The organism is Kitasatospora sp. NPDC048407 (genome assembly GCF_043200475.1).
In the GTDB taxonomy this organism is placed as follows: domain Bacteria; phylum Actinomycetota; class Actinomycetes; order Streptomycetales; family Streptomycetaceae; genus Kitasatospora.
On the sequence record NZ_JBICXW010000015.1, the window covers coordinates 118,777 to 142,003 of the forward strand.

Here is a 23,227-nt window from a genome sequence, read left to right on the forward strand (position 1 = left end):
CGGCGCCAACTACCTTGGCCGCCAAGGCAGTTGAGACATCCGAGTGACGAGGAGACCGCGATGGGCACCGACGACCGCACCCCCGAGGACAGCGCCACCGAGTCCGAGGCCGTCCTCTCCCTCCAGGAGACCGCCACCGCCGACGACATCGAGGCCCACGGCCTGGTCCAGAGCGTCTTCTGCTCCCCCGAGACCATGACCATCACGGTCGCCTAGCCCCCGGAGGCCAATATGAGCACCGACCGCGTTCCCGAGGACGCCGCCGCCGAGGCGGAAGCCGTCCGCTCCCTCCAGCAGGCACCCGCCGCCGAGGCCGAGGACGTCGAGGGCCACGTCTTCAGCGTCCTCAGCGTGGCCTGCAACACCATCATCGTGACCGAGACGCTGTAGGGCCCGTGAGCACCGACGACAGCGCCGCCGAGGCCGAGGCCGTCCGCGTCCTCCAGGAAGCGCCCGGCGTCGCGGACGACGACGTCCGGGCCCACGCCGCGTTCAGCGTCCAGACCGGCGACCTCACCAGCTTCACCGCCACCCACCTCCCCCAGGCCTGACCGATCCACCCCCATCCGAGCACGGGAGACCGCGATGAGCACCGACCGCACCCCCGACCACGACGCCGCCGAGACCGAGACCGTCCTCTCCCTCCAGGAGACCGCCACCGCCGACACCGACGACGACGTCGAGGCCCACGACACCGCCTGCCACAACTGCTGGCCGCCGACCACCGAAATGGTGGTCTAGCCAGCTCCCGCCGTCACCCGACAGGAGAGGTTCATGGCCGAGGCGCCGGCGGAGTTCACCGTCGCGGACCGGGAGTACTACGCGCCGCTGGACACCGCCGCGCCGAAGGGCGACCCGTTCGCGCCGGGCCGGCCCGCCGAGGGCTGGCTGGGGGTGGCGAGCGGGGTGTGGACGATGTGGCACCGGGAGGGGATGCCCGCGCTGCCCGCGGACGGCTGGAAGGTGCACGTCTCCGCGCGCCGCTCACGCGCGGCCGCCGTGCTGGACACCGTCGCGGAGATCTGTTTCGCGCAGGACGTCGCGTTCAAGCACCTCGCCACCGACCACTGGTACTGGTGGGTCCACCGCAAGCACGCGTCCCGGCCGCAGAGCGGCAAGTTCATCGCCGCGTACCCGGCGGACACCGCCGCTTCCCGCCGTCTGATGGAGGCGCTGCGGGAGGCGCTGGACGGCGAGCAGGGGCCGCTGATCCTGACGGACCGCCGCTTCCCGGGCAGCGAGACCGTCCAGTACCGGTACGGGGCGTACCGGACGCGCGAGCGGCTGGACGCGGACGGCACCCGCACCCTGCTGACCCGCGGTGCCGGTGGCGAGGAGGTGCCGGACCGGCGCGGTGCCTCGTTCCAGCTGCCGGCGGGCATCGCCGACCCGTTCGCGGTGTGCCCGGTCCCGGCCCGCCCCGAGGGGCCGGTGGTGCTGCGCGGCTTCTCGGTCGGGGACGCGATCGTCCACTCGAGCGGCGGCGGCGCCTACCAGGGGGTGGAGGTCGCCACCGGCCGGAAGGTGTTCGTCAAGGAGGCCCGCCCGTTCCACGGTCTGGGCGAGGGCGAGGACGACGCGGTCTCCCGGCTGCACCGGGAGTGGCGGACGCTGACCGCCCTGCACGCTCTCGCGCCCGGCCTGGCCCCGGAGCCGATCGCCCAATTCCGGGCGGGTGGCCACGAGTTCATGGTCACCGAGTTCATCGGGGGCAAGGCGCTGAACCGGATCCCGCCGACCAGCCACCCCGCGCTGAAGACCGGCAGCACCGCCGAGGAGTTCGCGGCCTACTACGCGCGGTGCGAACGGATCCTCGCCGCGATCGAGGCCGCGATGGCACGCCTGCACGCCCTCGGCTGGACGTTCGTGGACGTCAGCCCGGCCAACGTGCTGGTGACGCCCGACGACGGCATCAGGCTGATCGACTTCGAGACCGCCTGCGGCCCCGGCGACACCCCCGGCCGGATGGGCACGCCCGGGTACGTCGCGCCGCGGCACGTCGTGGAGCGGGACGGCCGCACCGCCCACGACGACTTCGGCGTCAGCGGCCTGGCGATGCTGCTGCTGGGCTGCCTGCCGAACACCCCCGGCCGCACGCCCGACTCGCTCACCCACTTCCACCACGACCTGACCGGGAGCGCCCCGATCAGCGAGGTGCTGTGGAAGCGCGCCACCCGCTACCACCCGCCGAGCGAGAACCCGGCGCTGCCCTCGCCGGAGGAGGTCGCCGCCGACCCGCTGCGCCACCTCGCCGAGCTGCGCGACGCCACCGCTGCCGGGCTGCTCGCCGCCGCCGACCCGGCGCACCCGGCGCGGACCTTCCCGACCGTCCCGCAGGGGTACACCGCCAACACCCTGTGCGTGCTCTACGGTGCGGCCGGCGTGCTGCACGCGCTGCACCGCTGCGGCATCGCCGCCCCCGAGGGCGCGCTGGAGCGGCTGCGCCGCGACGCCCTCGCCGCCGGCCCGGAACTCGCGCCCGGGCTCTACGTCGGCCTGGCCGGGATCGCCTGGGTGCTGGCCGAACACGGCCTGCTGGACGAGGCCCGGAGCCTGCTGGACACCGCCGACGCGCACCCGCTGACCGGGCGGAGCGCCACCCTGTCCGGCGGCGCGGCCGGCCTGGCGATGGGCCACCTCGCGCTGTACCGCCGCACCGGCGACGCACACCACGCCGAGCGCGCGCACGCCCTGCTGACCGCCCAGCCGGGCGGGGCGGACCTGTCGCCCCGGCTCGGCCCCGACGACGCCACCGGCCTGCTGCACGGACGCGCCGGACTGGCCCTGGCCCACCAGCAGTTCGCCCGGGTCACCGGCGACACCTCGCTGCTGCCGAGAGGCCTGGCCCTGCTGCACGCCGAACTCGACCGGGCCACCGACCCGGACGCGCCAGGCCTGCTGTTCCCGGTCTCCGCCGAGGACCGGCGCGCCATGCCGTACCTGGACTGCGGCTCGGCGGGCCTGGCCCACGTCGCCGCCCGGTACCTGCGCACCGTCGCCGACGAACGGCTGGCCGCCGCCGTGCCGCGCCTGCTCGCCCCGCTGCACGGCACCCACACCGCGCTGCCCGCCCTGTACAACGGCGCCGCCGGGTTCGCGTTCGTCCTCGCCGAGCACGCGCTGCTGGCCGGTGACGAGCACTCCCGCGCCGGGGCCGTCCGGGCCGCCCGCGGGCTGTACAAGCACGCGGTGCCGCACGACGGGACGGTGCGCTTCCTCGGCATGGGCCTGCTGCGGTACAGCACCGAACTGTGGACCGGCTCGGCCGGCGTCCTGCTCGCCCTCGACCAGGTCCTCGCGCCGCGCGCCGACCTGCTGTTCACCCTCGACGCCCCGGCCGGGTGAGCCGGTGGCCCGCGCCGCCACCGCCGCACAGTGATCAGCTGCGCACACACCGTCGCCACAACCCGAACACAGATGCTAGCGTCCGCCCATGGGATTACGCGGACCGCAGCGCGCCGCCGCGCGCGCGGCGATCGAAGGCCTGCGGGAACTCACCGCGCAGCGCCTGACCACCAGTCAGCTGTTCCGCCACGCCGATGAACTCCTGCGCCCCGTACTGGAGTTCGACGCGGTCTGCTGGCACACGACCGACCCGGCCACCGGGCTGGTCAACTCGGTGCAGAGCGACGACCTCAACCTCGGCCAGTTCGAGGACGCGGTGCACCTGGAGGTGTGGGCGGACGACCTCGCCACCTTCCCGAAGATCCGCAGCAGCGGGGTGCAGGCCGAGACGCTCAGCCGGGCCAGCCGCGGCGCGCCGCAGAACAGCATCCGGTTCCGCGAGCAGATCTCCCGGTACGGCTTCGGCGACGAGCTGCGCGCGGTGTTCGACGCGGCGGGCGGCATGTGGGGCTGCGCCGCCTTCATGCGCGCCGCCGACCGCGGCCCGTACCCGGCGCGGCAGCGCGAACTCGCCGACACCGCAGCCCGGTTGCTCGGTCAGGCGCTGCGCACCAGCCACCTCCCGCCGACCGGTCCGGGGCCCGCCGACCCCACCCCCGCCGTGCTGCTGCTCGACCGGCACAACCGGCCGCGCACACTGTCGGGCCCGGCGGAGGAACTGCTCTCCCGGGTCGCCGACCCCTCCCCCACCTCGCTCGACGTGCCGACCGCGATCGCGATGGCCGCCGAGCACGCCCGCCGCGCCGCGCACGGCCTGCCGACCCCGCAGATCCCGGTCCGGATCCGCACCCACGACGGCCACTGGTACCTGCTGCACGCCTCGCCGGCCCGCGACGCCCGCGACGCCCGCGACGCCCGCGACGCCCGCGACGCCCGCGACGCCCGCGACGCCCGAGCCTGCGGTTCGGCCGCCGACGAGGTCACCGTGGTCGCCACCCCCGCCTCCCCCGCGCACGTCATCCCGCTGCACCTGGCCGCCTACGGCCTCACGGCGCGCGAGCAGGAGGTGGCGCTGCTGCTGATCCGCGGCGCCGACACCCGCGAGGTCGCGCAGCGCCTGGCGATGGCCCCGTACACCGTCCAGGACCACCTGAAGTCGGTCTTCACCAAGACCGGGGTGAGCCGCCGCCAGGAGCTGACCGCCCTGATCATGCTGGCCCTCAACCCCGGGCCCTGAACAGTCAATTGGCCTCATCCATCAAGCGGTTCAGCCACTCGCGCAGCAGCGCCGTCTCGGCCGCCGTGAACCGGTTCGGCCGCTCGGGCAGGGTCGCGTCCAGGGCGATGGCGAGGGCGGCGGGGGTGAGCTGCTCGGGGGCGGGGGCCGGGGCGCAGGTGATGGCGGCGAGGACGGTCTCGCGGGTGCGGACGGACAGCGCGACGTCGCGGGTGGCGGGCGGTTCGGCGATCAGCGTCAGGGTGACGCCGAGGGCGGCGGCGCGGAGCATCTGCGCGGCCATCGGCACGGGCAGGCGCAGCCGGCCGTCGCGGGCGACGCGTTCCAGCATCGCGGTGAGTATCCGGCCGGCCCGTTCGGCGGCCTCGACGGCCTCGCCGGGGCGGGCGGCGTTGTACATCAGCGCGTAGAAGGCGGGCTGGGCGAGGCCGAATCCGACGTGCAGGTCCCAACCGCGGCGCAGGTCGTCGACCGGGTCGGGGCCGGGCGTGCGGGAGGACTTCTCGGCGAGGTAGCGGGCGAAGCCGTAGTTCACCACGGCGTCCAGCAGGCCCTGTTTGTCGCCGAACAGCCGGTAGAGGGTCGGCGCCTGCACGCCGGCGGCGGCGCCGACGGCGCGGGTGGACATGGCCTCGCTGCCGCCCTGGGCGAGGAGTTCGGCGGCGGCGGCGAGGATGCGTTCGCGGGGGTCGGTGGGGGTGTCGGCACTGCTCATGTGGAGCAACGTTACCGGAATCTTGTTAGCGCTGGATTACCAGTGCTACGGTTCTCTCGTTAGCGTTGATACCGAGCGAACGGGGAACCTCTCATGGACACGCGCACCCTCGGCACCGACGGCCCGGTCGTCTCCGCCCTCGGACTCGGCCTGATGGGCATGTCGGACGCCTACGGCGCCGCCGACGACACCGAGTCCGTCGCCACCGTCCACGCCGCGCTCGACGCCGGCATCACGCTGCTGGACACCGGCGACTTCTACGGCATGGGCCACAACGAGATGCTGCTGCGCGACGCCCTGCGCGGGCGCGACCGCGACAGCGCCGTGATCAGCGTCAAGTTCGGCGCCCTGCGCGACGCGTTCGGCGCCCCGCTCGGCGTGGACGCCCGCCCGGCCGCCGTGAAGACCTCGCTGGCCTACTCGCTGCGCCGCCTCGGCACCGACCACATCGACATCTACCGCCCGGCCCGGCTCGACCCGGCCGTCCCGATCGAGGAGACCGTCGGCGCGATCGCCGAGATGGTGCAGGCCGGGCTGGTCCGCCACATCGGCCTGTCCGAGGTCGGCGCCGAGACGCTGCGCCGCGCCCACGCCGTGCACCCGATCGCCGACCTCCAGATCGAGTACTCGCTGCTCTCCCGCGGCATCGAGGCCGAGATCCTGCCGACCGCCCGCGAGCTCGGCATCGGCATCACCGCCTACGGCGTGCTCTCCCGCGGCCTGCTCTCCGGCCACTGGAGCCGGCAGCGCGAGCTCGGCGAGCGCGACTTCCGCGGCTTCAGCCCGCGCTTCCAGGGCGAGAACCTCGACCACAACCTGACCCTGGTCGAGGCCCTCCGCGCCGTCGCCGACACCAAGGGCGCCACCGTCGCCCAGGTCGCCATCGCCTGGGTCGCCGCCCAGGGCAAGGACGTCGTCCCCCTGGTCGGCGCCCGCCGCCGCGACCGCCTCGCCGAGGCCCTCGCCGCCGACACCCTCGACCTGACCGCCGCCGACCTCACCGCCATCGAACGGGCCGTCCCCGCCGACTCCGCCGCCGGCAGCCGCTACGCCGCCCCGTTCATGGCCCAGCTCGACAGCGAACGCTGACCGCCCCCGAGGCCGTCGCATGGCCGCCATAACAGCAGGCGTAACTCGGTTGATCACCTGCCGCCCGTGCCGATACCAATTGCCCGTGATTCAAGGCGAATTGATCGGGCTGCGCGCCCGACACGACAGCGACATCCCGGTCCTGCACTCCGAGCTGTACGAGGACGTGGCCACCCGGTCACGCGCCGACTCCCGCCCCTGGCAGCCCATCTCCGCCGCGTCGGGCCACTCCCCGTTCGTGGTGCCCGGGCCGTCCGACGAGGCGGCCTGCTTCTCCGTCGTCGAGCTGGAGTCGCAGGAACTGGCCGGCGAGGCCCTGCTCTGGGGCATCGACACCCACAGCCGGACGGCTCATCTCGGCCTCGCCCTGCGCCCCGCGTTCCGCGGCCGCGGCCTGGCCGTCGACATCGTGCACACCCTGTGCGAGTACGGATTCCTCGTCCGCGGCTTCCAGCGCCTCCAGCTCGAGACCCTCACCGACAACACCCCGATGCTCGCCGCCGCGGCCCGCGCCGGATTCGTCCTGGAGGGAACCCTGCGGCGCGCCGCCTGGGCGTACGGCGGGTACGCGGACCAGGCCGTCCTCGGCCTCCTCTCGGACGAGTGGAAGCCCCGCGAAATCAAGCCCACCCGATAACGAAACAGCCTCGGAAACAGCCCCGGGCACTCCCCTGCGGAGTGCCCGGGCACGCTCTGCGATCCGGCCGGTCGGATGATCCCCCGATCAGGTCGCGACCGTGTCCGCGTGCTCAGCCGGGGCGGTGGCCCACGGCGGCGAACATCGTCACCGACAGGTGAAAGGCGCCCCGGTCGGCGGCGGCGGTGAGGTCGGCGTACAGCCGGTCGCGCTGTTCCTCGGAGATCAGACCCCGGTCCAGGGCGGCGGTGGCGAGGCCCTGCACGATCGGCCGGCTGACAGTGCGCGGGTCGTGCAGGAGGACGTCGGCGCCGGTGCGGTCGACGGTCAGGCCCGCGTCGGTGAGCCACTGGGTGAGACGGCGTCCGGCGTCGAAGGTGGCGGCGGCGCCCTGGGCGATGGTGGCCAGCGCGGGCAGGACCGCCGGGTCGACGGGGTGGAGCACGAAAGTGGACCAGTCGGTGTCGAGCAGCGCGACCCTGCCGCCCGGGCGCAGAACCCGGGCGATCTCGGTGACGGCCCGCGCCGGTTCGGACAGGTGCTGGAGGACGCGCTCGCACCGGACGGCGTCCAAACCCGCGTCGGGCAGCGACAGGGCGAGCGCGTCACCGTCCACGAAGCGGGCCCGGCTGCCGGCCTCCGCCGCGCGCCGTTCCGCCTCGGCGCGCAGGCCCGGGTGGGGTTCCACGCCGATCGCGGAGCCGTCCGGGCCGACGTCCTCGGCAAGTACCCGGGTCTCCGAGCCGGTGCCGGAGCCGATGTCCACCGCCCGCTCGCCCGGGGTTGCGGCGAGGCCCGCGCGGGCCCAGGCACGCAGCCGACGCACGCCCGGGTTGGCGGCCTGGGCGTCCAGCGCGGCGATCAGCCGGTCCGTGACCGCCGGGTCGGTGTTGGCCGTGTGGAACGCCGATGTGGGGTGCCGATCGGTCATGGCTCCAATGTAGGCACGCCCGCACCGGCCGGCCCCGCGCCTCCAGTTGGGTGCTGTCCGGAACGTGAGTGCGGGAGCTGTCCCGGAGCCGGCCGCGTCAGACCGCCGTCGCCTGGAGCGCGGTCGTGGCGCGGCCGCGCAGCTGGACGTGGGTGACCTCGGCGACCCTGCGGCCGAGCACCTCGGCGGTGCGCAGGTCGCTGGCGGACGGGGTGACCTCGGGGCCCTCGTCGTTGTTGGACTGCGACATGGCGCCGAGCCAGCTGCCGAGGCGGTTGATGTCCTCGGTGCTACCGGTGGAGGTGTTCCAGCCTCCGTACTCGGCCAGGCCGACCCAGATCATGCCGTGCTGCGCCGCGAAGAGCGCGATGTTGATCAGGGTGTGCAGCTTGTCGCCGGCCATGTTGCCGCTGTTGGTGAAGCCCGCGGCGATCTTGTTCTTCCACTGCATGTTGTCGCCCCAGACGCCCGACGTCGCCTCGACGAAGGTGCGGAAGACCGCGCTGGAGCCGCCCATGTAGGTGGGCGAGCCGAAGATGATCGCGTCGGCCTCGGCCAGCGTCCGCCAGAGCTCGTCGTTCAGCTCGGCGAGCGAGACCAGTTGCACCGCGGTGTCCTCGACCTTGCCGGCGCCGGCGGCGACCGCTTCGGCCTGCTTGGCGGTGTGGCCGTACCCGCTGTGGTAGGCGACGACGATTCGAGCCTGCATGATCACTCCCCTGATGCGCCACAAGAAAGCTATGTGGAAAGCTTTTTCCTGAGGCAGAAGATAGTGGCTTCCCGCCGCAACGGGCAACAGCGGAGGTGAGGGGCTGGGGAGAGGCATCCGGGCCTCCTGGGAAAGCTTTGCGCCGAGCTATCCTGAAGAGCCCGTCCGCGGAGGCGCCGAGGGAGGGGGCAAGGAGGGCTGCCATGTCCGAACCGGACCACGTCGACGACATCATCTCGGCCTGGCACGTCCAGCTGCCCGAGATCGCCGGCCTTCCGCTGGAGTTGGCCAAGCGCAGCGCCCTGCTGACCGCCGCCTTCGACGAGGTCGCGGCGCGCGAGCTGGAACGCCTCGGGATGACCCAGGCCGAGTACGGGCTGCTCGCGGTGCTGCGCCGGGCGGGCGAGCCGTACCGGCTCAAGCCCACCGAACTGACCAACGCCCTGCTGCTGTCCTCCGGCGGCACGAGCAACGTGCTCAAGCGCCTGGCCGGGGCCGGACTGGTCTCCCGCGAGGCCGACGACGGCGACGGCCGCAGCTCCTGGGTGCGCCTCACGCCCCGGGGGGTCGAGGTCGCCGAGGAGTCCGTGCGCGCGGTGACCGCGGCGCACGCCCGGATCGTCGCCCGTATCCCCGAGGCGGAACTGCTGAACCGCGTGCTGCGGGACGCGCTGGCCGCCGTCGAGGAGGGCGTGCTCGTCCGCAGGTGAGCTGCGGGCTCAACCGGTGAGCCGCAGCCGCAGCTCCTCGGCCCGGCAGCTCGGGTGGAGCAGCTGCCCGTGCCGCTTGACCGCGTTCCCGGCGACCAGCACGGTGTTCACCTCGGCGCGGGCCATCGCACAGAGGGCCATGGACGCGGGCCTCGTTACGGGACAGCCTTCGGTCGGCCTCAGCGGCCCGCGAGCAGGTACTCGTGCTCGGGGCGGCCGGTGTCCCCGTAGCGGAGGGACAGGCGCAGTCGGCGGTCGCGGGCCAGGTGCTTGAGGTAGCGCTGGGCGGTGGAGCGCGACAGGCCGGTGGCGTCGGCGACCTGCTGGGCGGACAGTGGCTGCCCGGCGTCGCGCAGGGCCCCGAGGACGAGGTCGGTGGTGGGCGCGCTGTGGCCCTTGGGCAGGGCGGTGGCCGGAGAGGCCGCGGTACGCAGGGCGGCGAACATCCGGTCGACCTCGTCCTGGGAGGTCTCCCGGGCGGCGGGTCCGGCCAGGGCGTGGCGCAGGTCGGCGTACGCGGTGAGTTTGTCGCGCAGGCCGGCGAAGCTGAATGGCTTGACCAGGTACTGCAGGGCGCCGTGTTGCATCGCCTCGTGGACGGTGGAGACGTCGCGGGCGGCGGTGACCATCATGACGTCGCAGCGGATGCCGGCTTCGCGCAGGCGTCGGACCAGGGCCAGGCCGCTTTCGTCGGGCAGGTGGTGGTCGAGCAGCACCAGGTCGACGGGGGCGCGTTCGAGGACGGCCAGTGCCTGGCCGGCGCTGTGCGCGGTCCCGGTGACCCGGAACCCCGGGATCTTCGCGACGTACGCGGCGTGCACGTCCGCGACCCGGAAGTCGTCGTCGACCACGAGGACGTCGATCATGCGTTCTCCACGGTGTGCAGGGCCTCGGGCAGTTCAACGGTGAAGCGGGCCCCGCCGAGCGCTCCGGTGCCGACGGCGAGTCGCCCGCCGGAGCGTTCGACCAGGCGGCGTACCAGGGCGAGGCCAAGGCCGCGGGGGCGGTGCGCGGGGGCGCCCTTGCTGGTCCAGCCCTCCTCGAAGATCCGCTCGCGCAGGTGCGCCGGGACGCCGGGGCCACTGTCGGCGACCTCGGCCAGCACGGTGGGCCCGACGGCGCGCAGCCGCACCTCGACGGCGCCGCCCGGCACCGCGTCCAGGGCGTTGTCGACCAGGTTGCCGACCACGGTGACCAGGGTGCGGGCGTCGACGGCGGCGTCGGGCAGGTGGCTGTCGGAGGTGACGGTCAGCCGGATTCCGCGTTCGGCGGCGACGGCGGCCTTGCCCGCCAGCAGGGCGGCCAGGTGCGGGTCTTGGACCTGTGCGCCGATCCGGGCGGCAAGCGCGGCGTGCGAGCCGGACTGCTCGGAGATGAACGCGGCGGCCTGGTCGTGTCGGCCGAGTTCGAGCAGCCCGAGCAGGGTGTGCATCCGGTTGGCGTGCTCGTGGTCCTGCGCCCGCAGAGCCTCGGTCAGCCCCCGGGTGTGGTCCAACTCCCTTACCAGGTACTCCAGTTCGGTGCGGTCGCGGAGGGTGATGACGGCGCCGCCCTCGGCGGGGGCGGTCCGGTTGACGACCAGCACCCGCTCGTCGCGGACGGCCGGCAGGTCGGCGCCCTCGATCCGCCCGGTCAGCGCGTCGGCGAGCCGGCCCGGCGGCAGGACCTCGTCGACGGTGCGCCCGGCGCAGTCGGCCGGCAGCGCGAGCAGGCGCAGCGCCTCGTCGTTGGCCAGGCGGATCCGGCCGGAGGCGTCGAGCGCCAGCATGCCCTCGCGGATGCCGTGCAGCATCGCCTCGCGCTCGATCAGCAGGGCGGCGATGTCGGCGACCGCGATGTTGTGGGTGCGGCGCTTCAAACGCCGGGCGAGCACCAGCGTGGCCGCGAGGCCGACGACCAGGCCCGCGCCCGCGCACAGCAGGATGCCGCCGGCCATCGACAGCAGTTGGCCGCGGATCGAGTCGTCGCTGAGGCCGACCGACACCTCGCCGACGATCCGGCCGTCGGCCAGGCGCAGCGGCACCTTGCCGCGGGCGGTGCGCCCCAGGGTGCCGTCCTGGATCGCGGTGACGCTCTCGCCGCGCAGCGCGGGTTCGGGGTCGGTGGAGACCCGCAGGCCGATCCGGGTCGGGTCGGTGTGCGAGAGCCGGATGCCCGCGGTGTCGGTGATGACGACGAACTCGGCTCCGGTGGAGCGCCGCACCCGTTCGGCGACGTCCTGGGCGGTGTCCGAGTCGCGGGCGGCCGCGGCTGCGGCGACGTTCGGGTCGGTGGCGGTGACCTGGGCGATGGCCAGCGCCCGCTGCATGGCCGCGCGGTCGAGTTCGCGGCTGACCGGGGCGAGGAACAGCCCGGCGGTCAGGGCGCTGACGCCGACGGTCACGACCGTCTGGGCGAGCAGGAGCTGGGCGAAGACCCGGCGGGGCCAGTGGGGGCGCCTCATCGCGGTCTCCTTCCGGCGCGGCGGGGCGAGGGTGCAGGTCACCTTATGTTTCCGGGGTGTTTCTGTCAGCCCCCGCCCCCGTTGTTGTAGCGGAAGCAAAACGAGCACAACACCCCTCAACGCCGCAAAGCCGCGATACGCCCGCAAGGCTCCCGCGCCGCTCCCGCCGCTCGTAGCGTCCCGGTCCACAGCAGCGGGCCGGCGCGGGAGCCGGCCGAGGAGGTAGGTGGTTCACGTGGACCCGCACAAGGCCGGGGCCGTCCCGGCGATCGAGTTGACCGGGGCGACCAAACGCTTTCGGACGCCGTCCGGCACCCTGCACACCGCCGTCCGGGAGCTCGACCTGACCGTCGCCCCGGGCGAGTTCGTCGCCGTCGTCGGCCCGACCGGCTGTGGCAAGTCCACCACGCTGACCCTGGTCAGCGGCCTGGAGGAACCCACCGAGGGCGAGGTGCGGGTGTACGGCGAGCCGGTGTCCGGCATCAACGGGCACGTCGGCTTCGTCTTCCAGCAGGACGCCGTCTTCCCGTGGCGCACGGTGCTCTCCAACGTCATGGCCGGTCCCCGCTTCCGCGGCGTCCCGGCCGAGCAGGCCCGGGAGAAGGCCCGCGACTGGCTGGCCCGGGTGGGCCTGTCGGCGTTCGAGGACCGCTACCCGCACCAGCTCTCCGGCGGCATGCGCAAGCGCGTCGCGCTGGCCCAGACCTTCGTCAACGACCCGCGGATCCTGCTGATGGACGAGCCGTTCTCCGCACTCGACGTGCAGACCCGGGCGCTGATGTCCGACCAGTTGCTGGAGCTGTGGGCGGGCACCGGCTCCTCGGTGGTCTTCGTCACCCACGACCTGGACGAGGCGATCGCGCTGGCCGACCGGGTGGTCGTGATGACCGCCGGCCCCGCCACCGTCAAGGAGATCTTCACCGTCGACCTGCCGCGCCCGCGCACCGTCGAGGCCGTCCGCCTGGAGCCGCGCTTCGTCGAGCTGTACCGCGAGATCTGGGCCTCGCTGGGCGAAGAGGTCCGCATCACCCGTGAGAGAGGAGCGGGTCGTGCCGCTTGAGACCGCCCCCGCCCCTGCCGCGCCCGCGGCCACCCGCACCGAGATCCGTGAACGGGCCGCCCGCAACCGCAAATTGGGCGTGTACGGGGCCCGGGCCACCGTGCTGGCCGCCTTCCTCGGCCTGTGGGAGGTCTGCTCCCGCACCGGGGTGATCGACCCGTTCAACTTCTCCCAGCCGTCGAGGATCTGGGACCAGATCTGGCAGTGGATCACCCACGGCACCGCGCAGGGCTCGCTCGGCGAGCAGATCGGCTACACCCTGTACGAGGCGCTGACCGGCTGGGTACTGGGCGTGGCCGGCGGTGTGCTGCTGGGCATCGCGCTGGGCCGCGTCCGCTTCCTGGCCGACGTGTTCGGCCCGTACGTCAAGGTGCTGAACGCGATCCCGCGGATCGTGCTGGCGCCGATCTTCCTGATCTGGTTCGGCCTCGGCCCCGCCTCCAAGGTCGCCTCCGCCGTGGTCCTGGTGTTCTTCCCGGTGTTCTTCAACGCCTTCCAGGGCGCCCGCGAGGTGGACCGCAACCTGGTCGCCAACGCCCGCATCCTGGGCGCCGACAACCGCAAGGTCACCCTGCAGGTGGTCATCCCCGCCGCCACCACCTGGATCTTCACCAGCCTGCACGTCAGCTTCGGCTTCGCCCTGATCGGCGCGATCGTCGGCGAGTACATCGGCGCCACCAAGGGTCTGGGCCTGATGGTCGCCGCCGCCCAGGGCACCTTCAACGCGGCCGGCGTGTACGCCGCGATGACCATCCTGGCCGTGGTCGCGCTGCTGACCGAGGGCCTGCTGACCTTCGCCGAGAAGCGGCTGTTCCGCTGGAAGCCGGCCGACACCGGCGACGGCCGCTGACCCCACCCCACCCGTTCCCCCTTCACCCCGAGAGGCTCCCCCCACCATGCGCAGAACCGCTGCCGCCGCCCTCGCCGCCGTCCTCCTGCTGCCGCTGGCCGCCTGTGCCAACGACGCCGCCACCTCGCACAACGGCGCCGCCCCCGCGGGGAAGAAGGTCGACGGCCCCACCGTCAAGATCATGGTCGGCGGCCTGGACAAGGTCATCTACCTGCCCGCCATGCTGACCCAGCGGCTCGGCTACTTCGCCGATGCCGGCGTCAACGTCGAACTGCTCAGCGAGCCGGCCGGCGTGAACGCCACCACCGCGCTGCTGGCCGGCGACGTACAGGGCGCCGTGGGCTTCTACGACCACACCATCGACCTGCAGGCCAAGGGCAAGAGCGTCGAATCGGTCGTCCAGTTCGCCCAGGCCCCCGGCGAGGTCGAGGTGGTCTCCGCCAAGCAGGCCGACGCGATCAAGACCGGCGCGGACTTCAAGGGCCGCAAGCTCGGCGTCACCAGCATCGGCTCCTCCACCGACTTCCTCACCAAGTACCTGGCCGTCAAGAACGGCGTCAGCGCGAACGAGTTCAGCCCGATCGCGGTCGGCGCCGGCCAGACCTTCATCGCCGCGCTCCAGCAGGGCTCGATCGACGCCGGCATGACCACCGACCCGACGGTGGCGAACATCCTGTCCAAGCAACTCGGCACCGTCCTGTACGACATGCGCACCCCCGAAGGCTCCCGGGCCGCGCTCGGCGGCCTCTACCCCTCCTCCTCGCTCTACATGAACACCGCCTGGGTGAACGGCAACAAGGACACCGTCCAGAAGCTCGCCAACGCTTTCGTGAAAACCCTGAAGTGGATGAACACCCACACCCCGGAGGAGATCGCCGCCCAGATGCCCGCCGACTACGCCCAAGGCGGCGCCGCCGAGTACGCGGCCGCGATCAAGGCCACCCTGCCGATGTTCACCACCGACGGCCTGATGCCCCCCGGCGGCCCGGAGACCGTGCTCTCCGTGCTGGCCGCCTTCCACCCGGACGTCCAGGGCAAGGAGTCCACCGTCGACCTGTCCAAGACCTACACCACCGAGTTCGCCACCAAGGCCACCGGCTGACCCTCCCGTCACCGGTGACGGTCCCGAGCCCTCCGGACAACGGGCGCGGGACCGCCGGGCGGACAGTGGCGGCGGGCGGATCAGCCGAGCAATCGGCGCACGGCAGGCGGTTGAGCGCCGACCCGCTGGCGATCCTGCAGCGGTCGATGGGCGAGGAGAACGGGTACGGGCCCCGCCGGCATCGCCGAGCGGGCCTGTAAGCCCGGGACGGTCATGGCCGAAACCGTCACATAGAGACGTTCGACCGGAAACGGGCCGGCGGCGGCCGCAGTGCCGGTGAGGACCTGGGCCCCGTCGGTCCCGGCGACGGCTTCGGTGACGAACCGGGCCTCGGCGCCGGTGGCGGCGGTGAGCTTCAGGTGGTCCAGAGCGGGACGCCGTGCTCGTCGCCACCTCTGGCCCATCCAACGGCCCGTCAGCAGACCCGACTCGAAGTTCCGGGTGAACTCCAGCGGCAGCGAGCCCGGCAGCGAGACGTCGACCTGGTCGATGTGCATCCGGCCGGTGGCCATGTCGACCGGCTCGCCGCCCCCGCACCGGGTGTCCTGCGGGCGGCCCTCGGTCCGGGGGCTCTTCACCTGGTCACGGCCCCGCCCCTTCGAGTACGAGCCGCCGCCCTTCCCCGCCCGCCACTGCCCGAACGCGGGTGATGGAGACCGTCGCCACGCTACGCCCTCCTTCGTGACGCGAGCGCAACTGACGGATGCGGAGTGGGAGTTCATCGAGCCGCACCTGCCGATCGGCGAGTACGGCCCGTACCCGAAGCGGCTGCGCCTGCGACCGCGGCGTTCATGCTGCCGCACCTAGCCCAGCTCTGCGATCACTTCCCGAACGCGGGTAGCCGTCGCGGCGTCCACCTCCGCCCCCGAGTTGAGCACCCGGGAGACGGTGCTCTTGCCGACCTGGGCCCGACGTGCGACGTCGGTGATCGTGGCAGCCATCTCGCGGGCCCTCCAAGCAGTCGGCAGTGATGCCGGGGCCGGTTCCGGACCGGCCTCCCCGAGTGAACCGCGCCCACATCTCGGCGTCAAGACTTAACGGCAGAGCTGATGAAACGTCAAAGATCAAGCACTGAAAGCACATTGAGCATTCAAGAACCGAATCCACAGGGCTTGACGTGACTGGTTCAGACCTTTTAGGTTCACGCACAGCCAGCCCGAAGGCCACCGCAGAATCCGGGCACCGCACCAGGAACTCCCTCGCGCCGCCGATCCGCCCACTGCACGACCAGGCCCCACCGATGTACCCGTCCAACCCGCCGACAGGCCCCGGCGGCCCCGCCCGACCCATGGCTTCGCACGCCCCCACGACAGGCAGCCCCACCGCCGGCGCATCCCCCAGGCACCACGCCATGAACGTCCCCTTCCCGCGGCTCACCCCCACCGAAGGAGCGACACCATGCACCGCCGACCCACCCCCGGGCGGCTCCCCCGAGCCGTCCTCGCCCTGATCGCCCTCCTGCTCGGCGTGCTCTCCCCCGCCGCTCACGCGAGCGCCGCCGCACCGGACTTCAAGGTGATCGCGTTCTACAGCGGCACCTGGGACGCCGCCCACATCGACTTCGACAAGGAAGCCAACGCCTGGTTCCCCCAGGCCGCGGCTGCCAACAACTTCACCTACACCGCGACCACGAACTGGGACCTGCTGGCCAACGGCGGCGTCGACGCCTACGACGTCGTGCTGTTCCTCGACGACGCCCCGCAGAGCGCCGCCCAGCGGGCCGGCTTCGAGCGGTACATGCGCGGCGGTGGCGCCTGGCTCGGCTTCCACGTCTCAGCGTTCACCACCGACGCCTCGAGCTGGGACTGGTACTACAACCAGTTCCTGGGCAGCGGGAACTTCCGCTCCAACACCTGGGGCCCCACCACCGCCGTCCTGCGCACCGAGAACGGCACCCACCCCGCCGCGGCGTCGCTGCCGGCGACCTGGACCTCGGCCGTCAGCGAGTGGTACGCCTGGTCGAACAACCTGCGGGCCAACCCGAACATCAAGGTCCTGGCCTCGGTCGACCCGTCCAGCTTCCCGCTCGGCAGCGACCCCAACCAGGCCTGGTACAGCGGCGACTACCCGATCATCTGGACCAACACGCAGTACCGCATGCTGTACGCCAACTTCGGCCACAACGCCATGAACTACAGCACCAACACCCGTACCTCCTCCACCTTCGCCTCCGCCACCCAGAACCGGATGCTGATCGACTCGCTGAAGTGGCTGGGCAAGGCTCCGGCCACGACCGACCCCTGGTACACCCTCACCTCGCAGGCCAACGGCCTGTGCGTGGACGCCCGCGCCGCCGCCACCGCCAACGGCACCGCGATCCAGCAGTACACCTGCAACGGCACCACCGCCCAGCACTTCCGCACCACCGCCACCGACAGCGGCTACGTCCGCCTCGCGGCCCGCAACAACCCCGACCAGGTCATCGACGTCACCGGCGTCTCCACCGCCGACAACGCGCCCCTGCAGCTGTGGACCTACGGCGGCGGCGCCAACCAGCAGTGGCGGCCCGTCACCGAGGCCAACGGCGCCCAGCACTTCGTCGCCCGCCACAGCGGCAAGTGCCTCACCGCCGCCACCACCGCGGCCACCAACTCCGTCCAACTCGTCCAGCGCACCTGCGACAACTCCGCCGCCCAGAGCTTCCGCCTCACCGCACAGCCCTGACCCGCCGGGCACACGCCGGGCGGGTCACCGTACGCCCGGCGGCGCTGCCGCACAGCCCGCACCAGCGCGTAGCACACCACCGCGCAGGCCGGGTGCGCCCGGTGTTCACCGCCAACACCGGCTGGCCGGCGGGCCAGGTGTCCCAACTCCAGGTCTACGCCTCCTGATCCGTGGCCCTGCGCCCTGTCGCAGGGGCTCCCGGTCGGAAGAGCCCCCTGTCCGGCCCGTGCACGGCACCAGACCTCCTCAGCCCGGACCTCCTCAGCCCAGACCCCGCTCATGTCACAGACATGCCTCTCTGTAAGGAGTTGCCTTGATCCGCTCCGTTGTCCGCCGCACTCTGGCGGCAGCCGTCGCGCTGCCCGCCACCGTCGCGGCCATGCTGGTGGCCGGCGCCGGCCCGGCCTCCGCCGCGGCCAACCCCGGGCCCGGCTTCCCGGCCCACTTCGCCGCCCCGTACCTGGAGACGTGGAATCCGACGTCGGTGCTGACCGACGTCCGCAACGCCGGACTGAAGTACGTCACCCTCGCCTTCGTGATCAGCGACGGCAGCTGCAACGCCACCTTCAACGGCAACGTCTCGATCACGGACGCGTCCTGGACCAACGCGGTCAACGCGCACCGGGCGGCCGGCGGCGACGTGATCGCCTCCTTCGGCGGCGCCGGCGGCACCGAGCTGGGCCAGGCCTGTACCAGCGTCTCCGCGCTGCAGACGCAGTACAAGCGGGTGGTGGATGCGCTCAACCTGACCCGGATCGACCTGGACATCGAGGGTGCCGCCCTCAACGACACCGCCGCGAACGACCGCCGCAACCAGGCGCTCGCCCAGCTCCAGCAGGCGCAGGCCGCGGCCGGCAAGCGCCTCGACGTCAACTACACCCTCCCGGTCAACCCCACCGGTCTGGAGTCCAACTCCCTCAGCCTGCTCAACAACGCCAAGAGCCGCGGTCTGACGGTCAACGCCGTCAACATCATGACGATGGACTACGGCCCGGCAATGGACATGGGCCAGGCCGCGATCAACGCCGCCAATGCCCTGCACACCCAGCTCGGGCAGATCTGGAACACCAAGACCTCCGCGCAGCTGTGGGCGATGGAGGGCAACACCCCGATGATCGGGGTCAACGACTCCACCGTCGAGGTGTTCTCCACCGCCAACGCGCAGGCCCTGGAGTCCTTCGCCGCAGCCAACGGCATCCAGATGCTGGCGTTCTGGGCCCTGGGCCGCGACAAGGCCTGCGCCAGCAACGGCACCCTGTCCGACAGTTGCAGCGGCACCTCGCAGTACCCCTGGCAGTTCGCCCAGACCTTCAACCAGGTCACCGGCGGCACCACCCCGCCGCCGAGCGGCCGGACCGGCCAGATCACCGGCTACGGCGGCAAGTGCGTGGATGTCGCGGCCGCCAACTCGGCCAACGGCACCGCGATCCAGCTCTACGACTGCAACGGCACCGCCGCGCAGTCCTGGACGGTCGGCACCGACGGCACGATCCGCGCGCTCGGCAAGTGCCTGGACCTGACCTCGGGCGGCACCGCCAACGGCACCCAGGCCCAGCTGTACGACTGCAACGGCACCGGCGCCCAGCAGTGGCAGGCGCAGTCGAACAAGACCCTGGTGAACCCGGCCTCCGGCCGCTGCCTGGACGCCACCGGCCCGTCCTCCGCGAACGGCACCCGGCTGCAGATCTGGGACTGCTTCGCCGGTGCCAACCAGCAGTGGAACCTGCCCGCCTGACCGCCCGCCGACCGGACGCCCGGGCGCCCGGCACGCACCTGCCGGGCGCCCCACCCCCTATTTCGGCACCGCACGTCCCGACGCTCCATCACCCCCGAACAGGAGCACACCACTTGCACCCCACTCCGCTGCGCCGACGAGTTCTTCCCTTGAGTGCGACCGCCGGCCTGCTGGCCTCCACCGCGGTCCTGCTCGCCCCAGCCCCCGCCGCCCTCGCCGCCGCCCCCGCCGCCCTCGCCGCCGTCCCCACCACCGCGAGCACCCTCGTCGCGCAGAACTCCGGCAAGTGCGTCGATGCCGCCAACGCCGCCACCACCAATGGCACCGCCGTCCAGCAGTACGCCTGCAACGGCACCGGCGCCCAGCAGTGGCTGACCCAGGACCTCGGCAACGGCTACGTCCGCATCAACGCCTCCACCAACACCGCCCAGGCCCTCGACGTCACCGACGTCTCCACCGCCGACGGAGCCAAGATCCAGCTCTGGGCCTACGGAGGCGGCCTCAACCAGCAGTGGCAGGCCGTCCCCGAGGCATCCGGCGCCTACCACTTCGTCAACCGCAACAGCGGCAAGTGCCTGGACATCCCCTCCGCCTCCACCGCCGACGCCGTCCAGCTGCAGCAGTACACCTGCAACGGCACCGCCGCCCAGTCCTTCACCTTCGGCACCACCTCCACCAACCCGCCCGGCACCCCCGACTTCGGCCCCAACGTCGCCGTCTTCGACCCCAGCACCCCCCAGGCCACCATCCAAGCCAAGCTCAACCAGGTCTTCTCCCAGCAGGAGAGCAACCAGTTCGGCACCCAGCGTCAGGCCCTGCTCTTCAAGCCCGGCAGCTACAACGTCAACGCCAACGTCGGCTTCTACACCCAGGTCGCGGGCCTCGGCCTGTCCCCCGACGACGTCACCATCAACGGCGCGGTGCACGCCGAGGCCGACTGGTTCCAGGGCAACGCCACCCAGAACTTCTGGCGCTCCGCCGAGAACCTCTCGGTCAACCCGACCGGCGGCGCCGACCGCTGGGCGGTCTCGCAGGCCGCCCCGTACCGGCGCATGCACGTGCGCGGCAACCTGCAGCTCGACGACGGCGGCTGGTCCTCCGGCGGTTTCATCTCCGACTCGAAGATCGACGGCCAGATCAACTCCGGCTCCCAGCAGCAGTGGCTCTCCCGCAACTCCCAGTGGGGCAGCTGGGCCGGAGCCAACTGGAACATGGTGTTCGTCGGCGACGTCAACGCCCCCGCCAACACCTTCCCCAACCCGCCCTACACCACCGTCGGCCAGACCCCCGTCGTGCGCGAGAAGCCCTTCCTGTACGTCGACGCCGCCGGCGCCTACAAGGTCTTCGTCCCCGCGCTGCGCAACAACACCACCGGCATCACCTGGGCCGGCGCCCAGCAGGGCACGTCCCTGCCGATCGACCAGTTCTACATCGTCAAGCCCGGCGCCGACGCCGCCGACATGAACACCGCCCTCGCCCAGGGCAAGAACCTGCTGGTCACCCCCGGGGTCTACCACCTCAACCAGACCCTGAACATCACCCGGCCCGACACCGTCGTCCTCGGCCTGGGCCTGGCCACCCTCATCCCCGACAACGGCATCACCGCCGTCAACGTCGCCGACGTCGACGGCGTCAAGGTCGCGGGCCTGCTCATCGACGCCGGCACCGTCAACTCGCAGACGCTCATGCAGATCGGCGCCGGCACCGCGAGCGCCGTCGACCACAGCGCCAACCCCACCTCCCTGCACGACGTGTTCTTCCGCATCGGCGGCGCGGGCGTCGGCAAGGCCACCCAGTCGCTGGTCGTCAACTCCAACAACGTCATCGGCGACCACATGTGGCTGTGGCGCGCCGACCACGGCAGCGGCGTCGGCTGGACCAGCAACACCGCCGCCAACGGGCTGATCGTCAACGGCAACAACGTCACCCTGTACGGCCTGTTCGTCGAGCACTACCAGCAGACCCAGGTGATCTGGAACGGCAACAACGGCCGCACCTACTTCTTCCAGAACGAGCTGCCCTACGACCCGCCGAACCAGGCCGCCTGGATGAACGGCGCCACCCGCGGCTTCCCCGCCTACAAGGTCGCCGACTCCGTGACCAACCACGAAGCCTGGGGCCTGGGCTCCTACGCCTACTTCAACGTCAACCCCGCCGTGGTCGAGGAGCACTCCTTCGAGGTGCCCTACCGCTCCACGGTCCGCTTCCACGACATGGTGACCGTCTCGCTCGGCGGCACCGGCACCATCGCCCACGTCATCAACTCCACCGGCGGCCCCTCCAACTCGGCCACCAACGTGGCCAACCTGATCGCCTACCCGTAAACCACAGTGCACCGGTCGCCCTCCCCTTGCCGGGGGGCCGACCGGTGCACTGCCACAGACCCGCCGTCGATGCCGACCCCCACCTTTCCAGGGTTTCGCACGGTAGAGCACAGAGACGAGGCAGGACATGAAGGTCGCGTTCGGGTGGAAGCTGCACGGGGACGGCCGCGCCCCGCAGCCCGAGGCGGTGGTGAAGCCGGACGAACGGCTGTCGTGGGGGCGCACGATCGGGCTCGACGCGCAGCATGTCGTGGCCATGTTTGGGGCTACTTTCGTCGCCCCGGCCAAAGCCTGATCAGACCGAAGTCCGATACCCGGGCCGGCTCTCCGGCTGTGCGCGCTCACCGGGCTTGTCGTCCTCCCCTCCCGGGGTCGGCCTGCGACGAGGCGATCCGCTGCTCCGAGGCCTCGGCGATGTCCCGGTTCACGGACCGAACCAGGGTCTCTTCGTCCGGCGCGGGACGGCCCTTGGCGTACAGCTCGTGCCCGTACCCGCACGGGTACGCGGTCCGGTCGGAGTTCAGGGTCGGGTCGGCAGCGAGCTTCCGGCCGACGGTCAGCGGATTGGCGCCGGCAAGGCGTAGCTCGACGGCGTCCGCCCGCCGCTGGGCGATGGCGGCGCGCTGAGCCCGGGTGGGCCGGGGCATGGGCGCTGGTCCTTCGTGGTGCGTCCCCGCGCCACCACCCGTGATCCCCTATCGCGGCCCCGGCCGGAAGCCGATCCGCGCCGGAGCACCCGACCGGTCTGAACGGCGATTCGCCCCGGGCAGGTCCGGCAGGCGGCTCCGGCACCCCGGTGGACTGCCGCAGGAACAGGCTGCCCGCAGGTTCGCCAACGCCTCCGGCTGCTGGCCTTCGGAGGCTTCCGCCCGAAGCGGCCCTGTCAGGCTGCGGTCTGGGCCACCCTCACGTTCGTCAGGAGTTCTTCAACGCCGTGGTTCACCCGGCGTTCGACGCGGGTTCGCCCGAGGTGGTGGCCGCATTGGCCCAGCCGGGCGGATTTGCGTCACCCAGGGTGAACTTTCGGACGGGCTGGCACTTCGAAGGCAGGAATGGCCCGGAGCCTTGGAATCGCATGGCAGAGTTTGGGTCATGGCACACGTGAAATGTCACATGGCTAACAGTGCCTGCCGAACGGTTTCTCGCATCGTCTGAAGGAGAAGACCATGAACCGCATCACCCGCATCGCGGTGGGCGCCGCCGGTGCCGCCGCCCTGCTCACGGCGCCCGTGCCGGCCTTCGCCGCCGCGAGCGGCGCCGACACCGCCACCGCCACCGCCACGGTCACGACTTGCAAGTACGCTCTCCAGGCCGGGCTGGCGACCTACGCCTGCGCAGACGTCACGGGCAGCAGCGTCGTGATCTACGGGAAGATCAGCCTTGCCGGCCCGCCCGACGGGCCGGTGTCGTGGCAGACCCTGTACACCAACCTGTCGGCCGAGGTGGTCGGCGGCAACTCGCTCGGCTCCGTGAGCGGGAGCACGCCGTTCCACTCCACCACGGTGCAGGTGAACGGCTTCACCGCCACCGCCCCGTGCGGTTCGACAGTGCGTGCGACCTTCTCGGTGCAGGGAAGCGGCCCATACGGCACTCGGCCGGTGGTGGAAGTTCCGGTGACTTGCTGACGCTTCATCAATGTGCGTGCCGAGCCCGGGAGTTGTCGGTATCCCGGGCTC

25 protein-coding genes and 2 pseudogenes are annotated in these 23,227 nt (G+C 72.2%); 18 read left to right on the forward strand and 9 right to left on the reverse strand.

Annotated features, from left to right (window positions below; genetic code table 11):
* The first annotated feature begins 60 nt into the window (after positions 1 to 60).
* The 6 genes from ACGFWJ_RS25475 (at position 61) to ACGFWJ_RS25500 (ending at position 4,582) form a co-directional block, all read left to right on the forward strand.
* Entirely contained in the window at positions 61 to 216 is a 156-nt protein-coding gene (locus ACGFWJ_RS25475) for a hypothetical protein (RefSeq protein ID WP_387909761.1), read from the forward strand.
* Between the two features lie 15 nt (positions 217 to 231).
* On the forward strand, positions 232 to 390 hold the full coding sequence (locus ACGFWJ_RS25480; protein WP_392953586.1) for a hypothetical protein: 159 nt from the start codon (positions 232 to 234) through the stop codon (positions 388 to 390).
* 5 nt (positions 391 to 395) lie between these two features.
* The gene (locus ACGFWJ_RS25485; RefSeq protein ID WP_387642791.1) at positions 396 to 551 is read left to right on the forward strand and encodes a hypothetical protein; all 156 of its coding nucleotides are present in this window, start codon (positions 396 to 398) and stop codon (positions 549 to 551) included.
* Positions 552 to 585: 34 nt separating this feature from the next.
* Complete coding sequence (locus tag ACGFWJ_RS25490) at positions 586 to 741, forward strand: hypothetical protein (RefSeq protein ID WP_392953589.1); 156 nt, start codon at positions 586 to 588, stop codon at positions 739 to 741.
* Between the two features lie 33 nt (positions 742 to 774).
* On the forward strand, positions 775 to 3,345 hold the full coding sequence (gene lanKC / locus ACGFWJ_RS25495; protein WP_392953592.1) for a class III lanthionine synthetase LanKC: 2,571 nt from the start codon (positions 775 to 777) through the stop codon (positions 3,343 to 3,345).
* Positions 3,346 to 3,433: 88 nt separating this feature from the next.
* Complete coding sequence (locus ACGFWJ_RS25500; protein WP_392953594.1) at positions 3,434 to 4,582, forward strand: helix-turn-helix transcriptional regulator; 1,149 nt, start codon at positions 3,434 to 3,436, stop codon at positions 4,580 to 4,582.
* Positions 4,583 to 4,586: 4 nt separating this feature from the next.
* On the opposite strand, the gene ACGFWJ_RS25505 is transcribed toward ACGFWJ_RS25500, so the two are convergent.
* The gene (locus tag ACGFWJ_RS25505; protein ID WP_392953597.1) at positions 4,587 to 5,297 is read right to left on the reverse strand and encodes a TetR/AcrR family transcriptional regulator; all 711 of its coding nucleotides are present in this window, start codon (positions 5,295 to 5,297) and stop codon (positions 4,587 to 4,589) included.
* 93 nt (positions 5,298 to 5,390) lie between these two features.
* On the opposite strand from ACGFWJ_RS25505, the gene ACGFWJ_RS25510 reads away from it, so the two are divergent.
* Positions 5,391 to 6,386, forward strand: a complete 996-nt coding sequence (locus ACGFWJ_RS25510) for an aldo/keto reductase (RefSeq protein WP_392953600.1) — start codon at positions 5,391 to 5,393, stop codon at positions 6,384 to 6,386.
* A gap of 85 nt (positions 6,387 to 6,471) precedes the next feature.
* Positions 6,472 to 7,023 carry a GNAT family N-acetyltransferase gene (locus ACGFWJ_RS25515; protein WP_387642797.1) on the forward strand — a complete coding sequence of 184 codons (552 nt, stop codon included), beginning with the start codon at positions 6,472 to 6,474 and terminating at the stop codon, positions 7,021 to 7,023.
* 112 nt (positions 7,024 to 7,135) lie between these two features.
* Here ACGFWJ_RS25515 and ACGFWJ_RS25520 read toward each other — a convergent pair whose 3' ends face one another.
* Positions 7,136 to 7,954 carry a methyltransferase domain-containing protein gene (locus ACGFWJ_RS25520; RefSeq protein WP_392953604.1) on the reverse strand — a complete coding sequence of 273 codons (819 nt, stop codon included), beginning with the start codon at positions 7,952 to 7,954 and terminating at the stop codon, positions 7,136 to 7,138.
* A 97-nt stretch (positions 7,955 to 8,051) separates the two neighbouring features.
* Positions 8,052 to 8,663, reverse strand: a complete 612-nt coding sequence (locus ACGFWJ_RS25525; RefSeq protein WP_392953607.1) for a flavodoxin family protein — start codon at positions 8,661 to 8,663, stop codon at positions 8,052 to 8,054.
* A 203-nt stretch (positions 8,664 to 8,866) separates the two neighbouring features.
* On the opposite strand from ACGFWJ_RS25525, the gene ACGFWJ_RS25530 reads away from it, so the two are divergent.
* A complete protein-coding gene (locus tag ACGFWJ_RS25530; protein ID WP_392953610.1) occupies positions 8,867 to 9,373 on the forward strand; it encodes a MarR family winged helix-turn-helix transcriptional regulator in 507 nt (168 codons plus the stop codon).
* 9 nt (positions 9,374 to 9,382) lie between these two features.
* Here the strand turns inward: ACGFWJ_RS25530 and ACGFWJ_RS25535 are convergent, their stop codons facing one another.
* Genes ACGFWJ_RS25535 through ACGFWJ_RS25545 form a run of 3 tightly spaced genes read right to left on the reverse strand, consistent with a single transcriptional unit; the run spans position 9,383 to position 11,816 of the window.
* Entirely contained in the window at positions 9,383 to 9,514 is a 132-nt protein-coding gene (locus ACGFWJ_RS25535; RefSeq protein ID WP_392953613.1) for a hypothetical protein, read from the reverse strand.
* Positions 9,515 to 9,552: 38 nt separating this feature from the next.
* The gene (locus tag ACGFWJ_RS25540) at positions 9,553 to 10,239 is read right to left on the reverse strand and encodes a response regulator (protein WP_387861771.1); all 687 of its coding nucleotides are present in this window, start codon (positions 10,237 to 10,239) and stop codon (positions 9,553 to 9,555) included.
* Entirely contained in the window at positions 10,236 to 11,816 is a 1,581-nt protein-coding gene (locus ACGFWJ_RS25545) for an ATP-binding protein (RefSeq protein ID WP_392953616.1), read from the reverse strand. Before ACGFWJ_RS25545 ends, ACGFWJ_RS25540 begins: the two co-directional genes overlap by 4 nt.
* Positions 11,817 to 12,051: 235 nt before the next feature.
* Between ACGFWJ_RS25545 and ACGFWJ_RS25550 the strand changes: the two genes are divergently transcribed.
* The 3 genes from ACGFWJ_RS25550 to ACGFWJ_RS25560 are packed head-to-tail and all read left to right on the forward strand — an operon-like array spanning position 12,052 to position 14,828.
* Positions 12,052 to 12,876 carry an ABC transporter ATP-binding protein gene (locus tag ACGFWJ_RS25550; protein ID WP_387642801.1) on the forward strand — a complete coding sequence of 275 codons (825 nt, stop codon included), beginning with the start codon at positions 12,052 to 12,054 and terminating at the stop codon, positions 12,874 to 12,876.
* Positions 12,866 to 13,726: an ABC transporter permease gene (locus ACGFWJ_RS25555; RefSeq protein ID WP_387642802.1), complete on the forward strand. Its 861-nt coding sequence runs from the start codon at positions 12,866 to 12,868 to the stop codon at positions 13,724 to 13,726. The genes ACGFWJ_RS25550 and ACGFWJ_RS25555 overlap by 11 nt, the downstream gene beginning before the upstream one ends.
* Before the next feature lie 46 nt (positions 13,727 to 13,772).
* A complete protein-coding gene (locus ACGFWJ_RS25560) occupies positions 13,773 to 14,828 on the forward strand; it encodes an ABC transporter substrate-binding protein (protein ID WP_387861766.1) in 1,056 nt (351 codons plus the stop codon).
* 80 nt (positions 14,829 to 14,908) lie between these two features.
* Here ACGFWJ_RS25560 and ACGFWJ_RS25565 read toward each other — a convergent pair whose 3' ends face one another.
* On the reverse strand, positions 14,909 to 15,406 hold the full coding sequence (locus ACGFWJ_RS25565; protein WP_392953621.1) for a DUF6531 domain-containing protein: 498 nt from the start codon (positions 15,404 to 15,406) through the stop codon (positions 14,909 to 14,911).
* 103 nt (positions 15,407 to 15,509) lie between these two features.
* Here ACGFWJ_RS25565 and ACGFWJ_RS25570 point away from each other — a divergent pair, with 103 nt between their 5' ends.
* On the forward strand, positions 15,510 to 15,635 hold the full coding sequence (locus tag ACGFWJ_RS25570) for a hypothetical protein (protein WP_392953624.1): 126 nt from the start codon (positions 15,510 to 15,512) through the stop codon (positions 15,633 to 15,635).
* Here the strand turns inward: ACGFWJ_RS25570 and ACGFWJ_RS25575 are convergent.
* A pseudogene (locus ACGFWJ_RS25575) lies at positions 15,635 to 15,769 on the reverse strand (LacI family DNA-binding transcriptional regulator); the annotation flags it as partial. The gene ACGFWJ_RS25570 and the pseudogene ACGFWJ_RS25575 sit on opposite strands and share 1 nt — an antisense overlap.
* Before the next feature lie 457 nt (positions 15,770 to 16,226).
* Between ACGFWJ_RS25575 and ACGFWJ_RS25580 the strand changes: the two are divergent.
* The 4 genes and pseudogenes from ACGFWJ_RS25580 to ACGFWJ_RS25595 all read left to right on the forward strand — a co-directional run.
* A complete protein-coding gene (locus ACGFWJ_RS25580; protein ID WP_392953627.1) occupies positions 16,227 to 17,492 on the forward strand; it encodes a ThuA domain-containing protein in 1,266 nt (421 codons plus the stop codon).
* Between the two features lie 313 nt (positions 17,493 to 17,805).
* On the forward strand, positions 17,806 to 19,227 hold the full coding sequence (locus tag ACGFWJ_RS25585) for an RICIN domain-containing protein (RefSeq protein WP_392953630.1): 1,422 nt from the start codon (positions 17,806 to 17,808) through the stop codon (positions 19,225 to 19,227).
* A 149-nt stretch (positions 19,228 to 19,376) separates the two neighbouring features.
* Positions 19,377 to 21,551, forward strand: coding sequence for an RICIN domain-containing protein (locus ACGFWJ_RS25590; protein ID WP_392953633.1), 2,175 nt, complete (start codon positions 19,377 to 19,379; stop codon positions 21,549 to 21,551).
* 127 nt (positions 21,552 to 21,678) lie between these two features.
* A pseudogene (locus ACGFWJ_RS25595) lies at positions 21,679 to 21,834 on the forward strand (nitrate reductase); the annotation flags it as partial.
* Positions 21,835 to 21,892: 58 nt separating this feature from the next.
* On the opposite strand, the gene ACGFWJ_RS25600 reads toward ACGFWJ_RS25595, so the two are convergent.
* Positions 21,893 to 22,198, reverse strand: coding sequence for a hypothetical protein (locus ACGFWJ_RS25600; RefSeq protein ID WP_392953636.1), 306 nt, complete (start codon positions 22,196 to 22,198; stop codon positions 21,893 to 21,895).
* Between the two features lie 519 nt (positions 22,199 to 22,717).
* Here ACGFWJ_RS25600 and ACGFWJ_RS25605 point away from each other — a divergent pair.
* Complete coding sequence (locus ACGFWJ_RS25605; protein ID WP_392953639.1) at positions 22,718 to 23,176, forward strand: hypothetical protein; 459 nt, start codon at positions 22,718 to 22,720, stop codon at positions 23,174 to 23,176.
* The last annotated feature ends 51 nt before the right edge of the window (positions 23,177 to 23,227 follow it).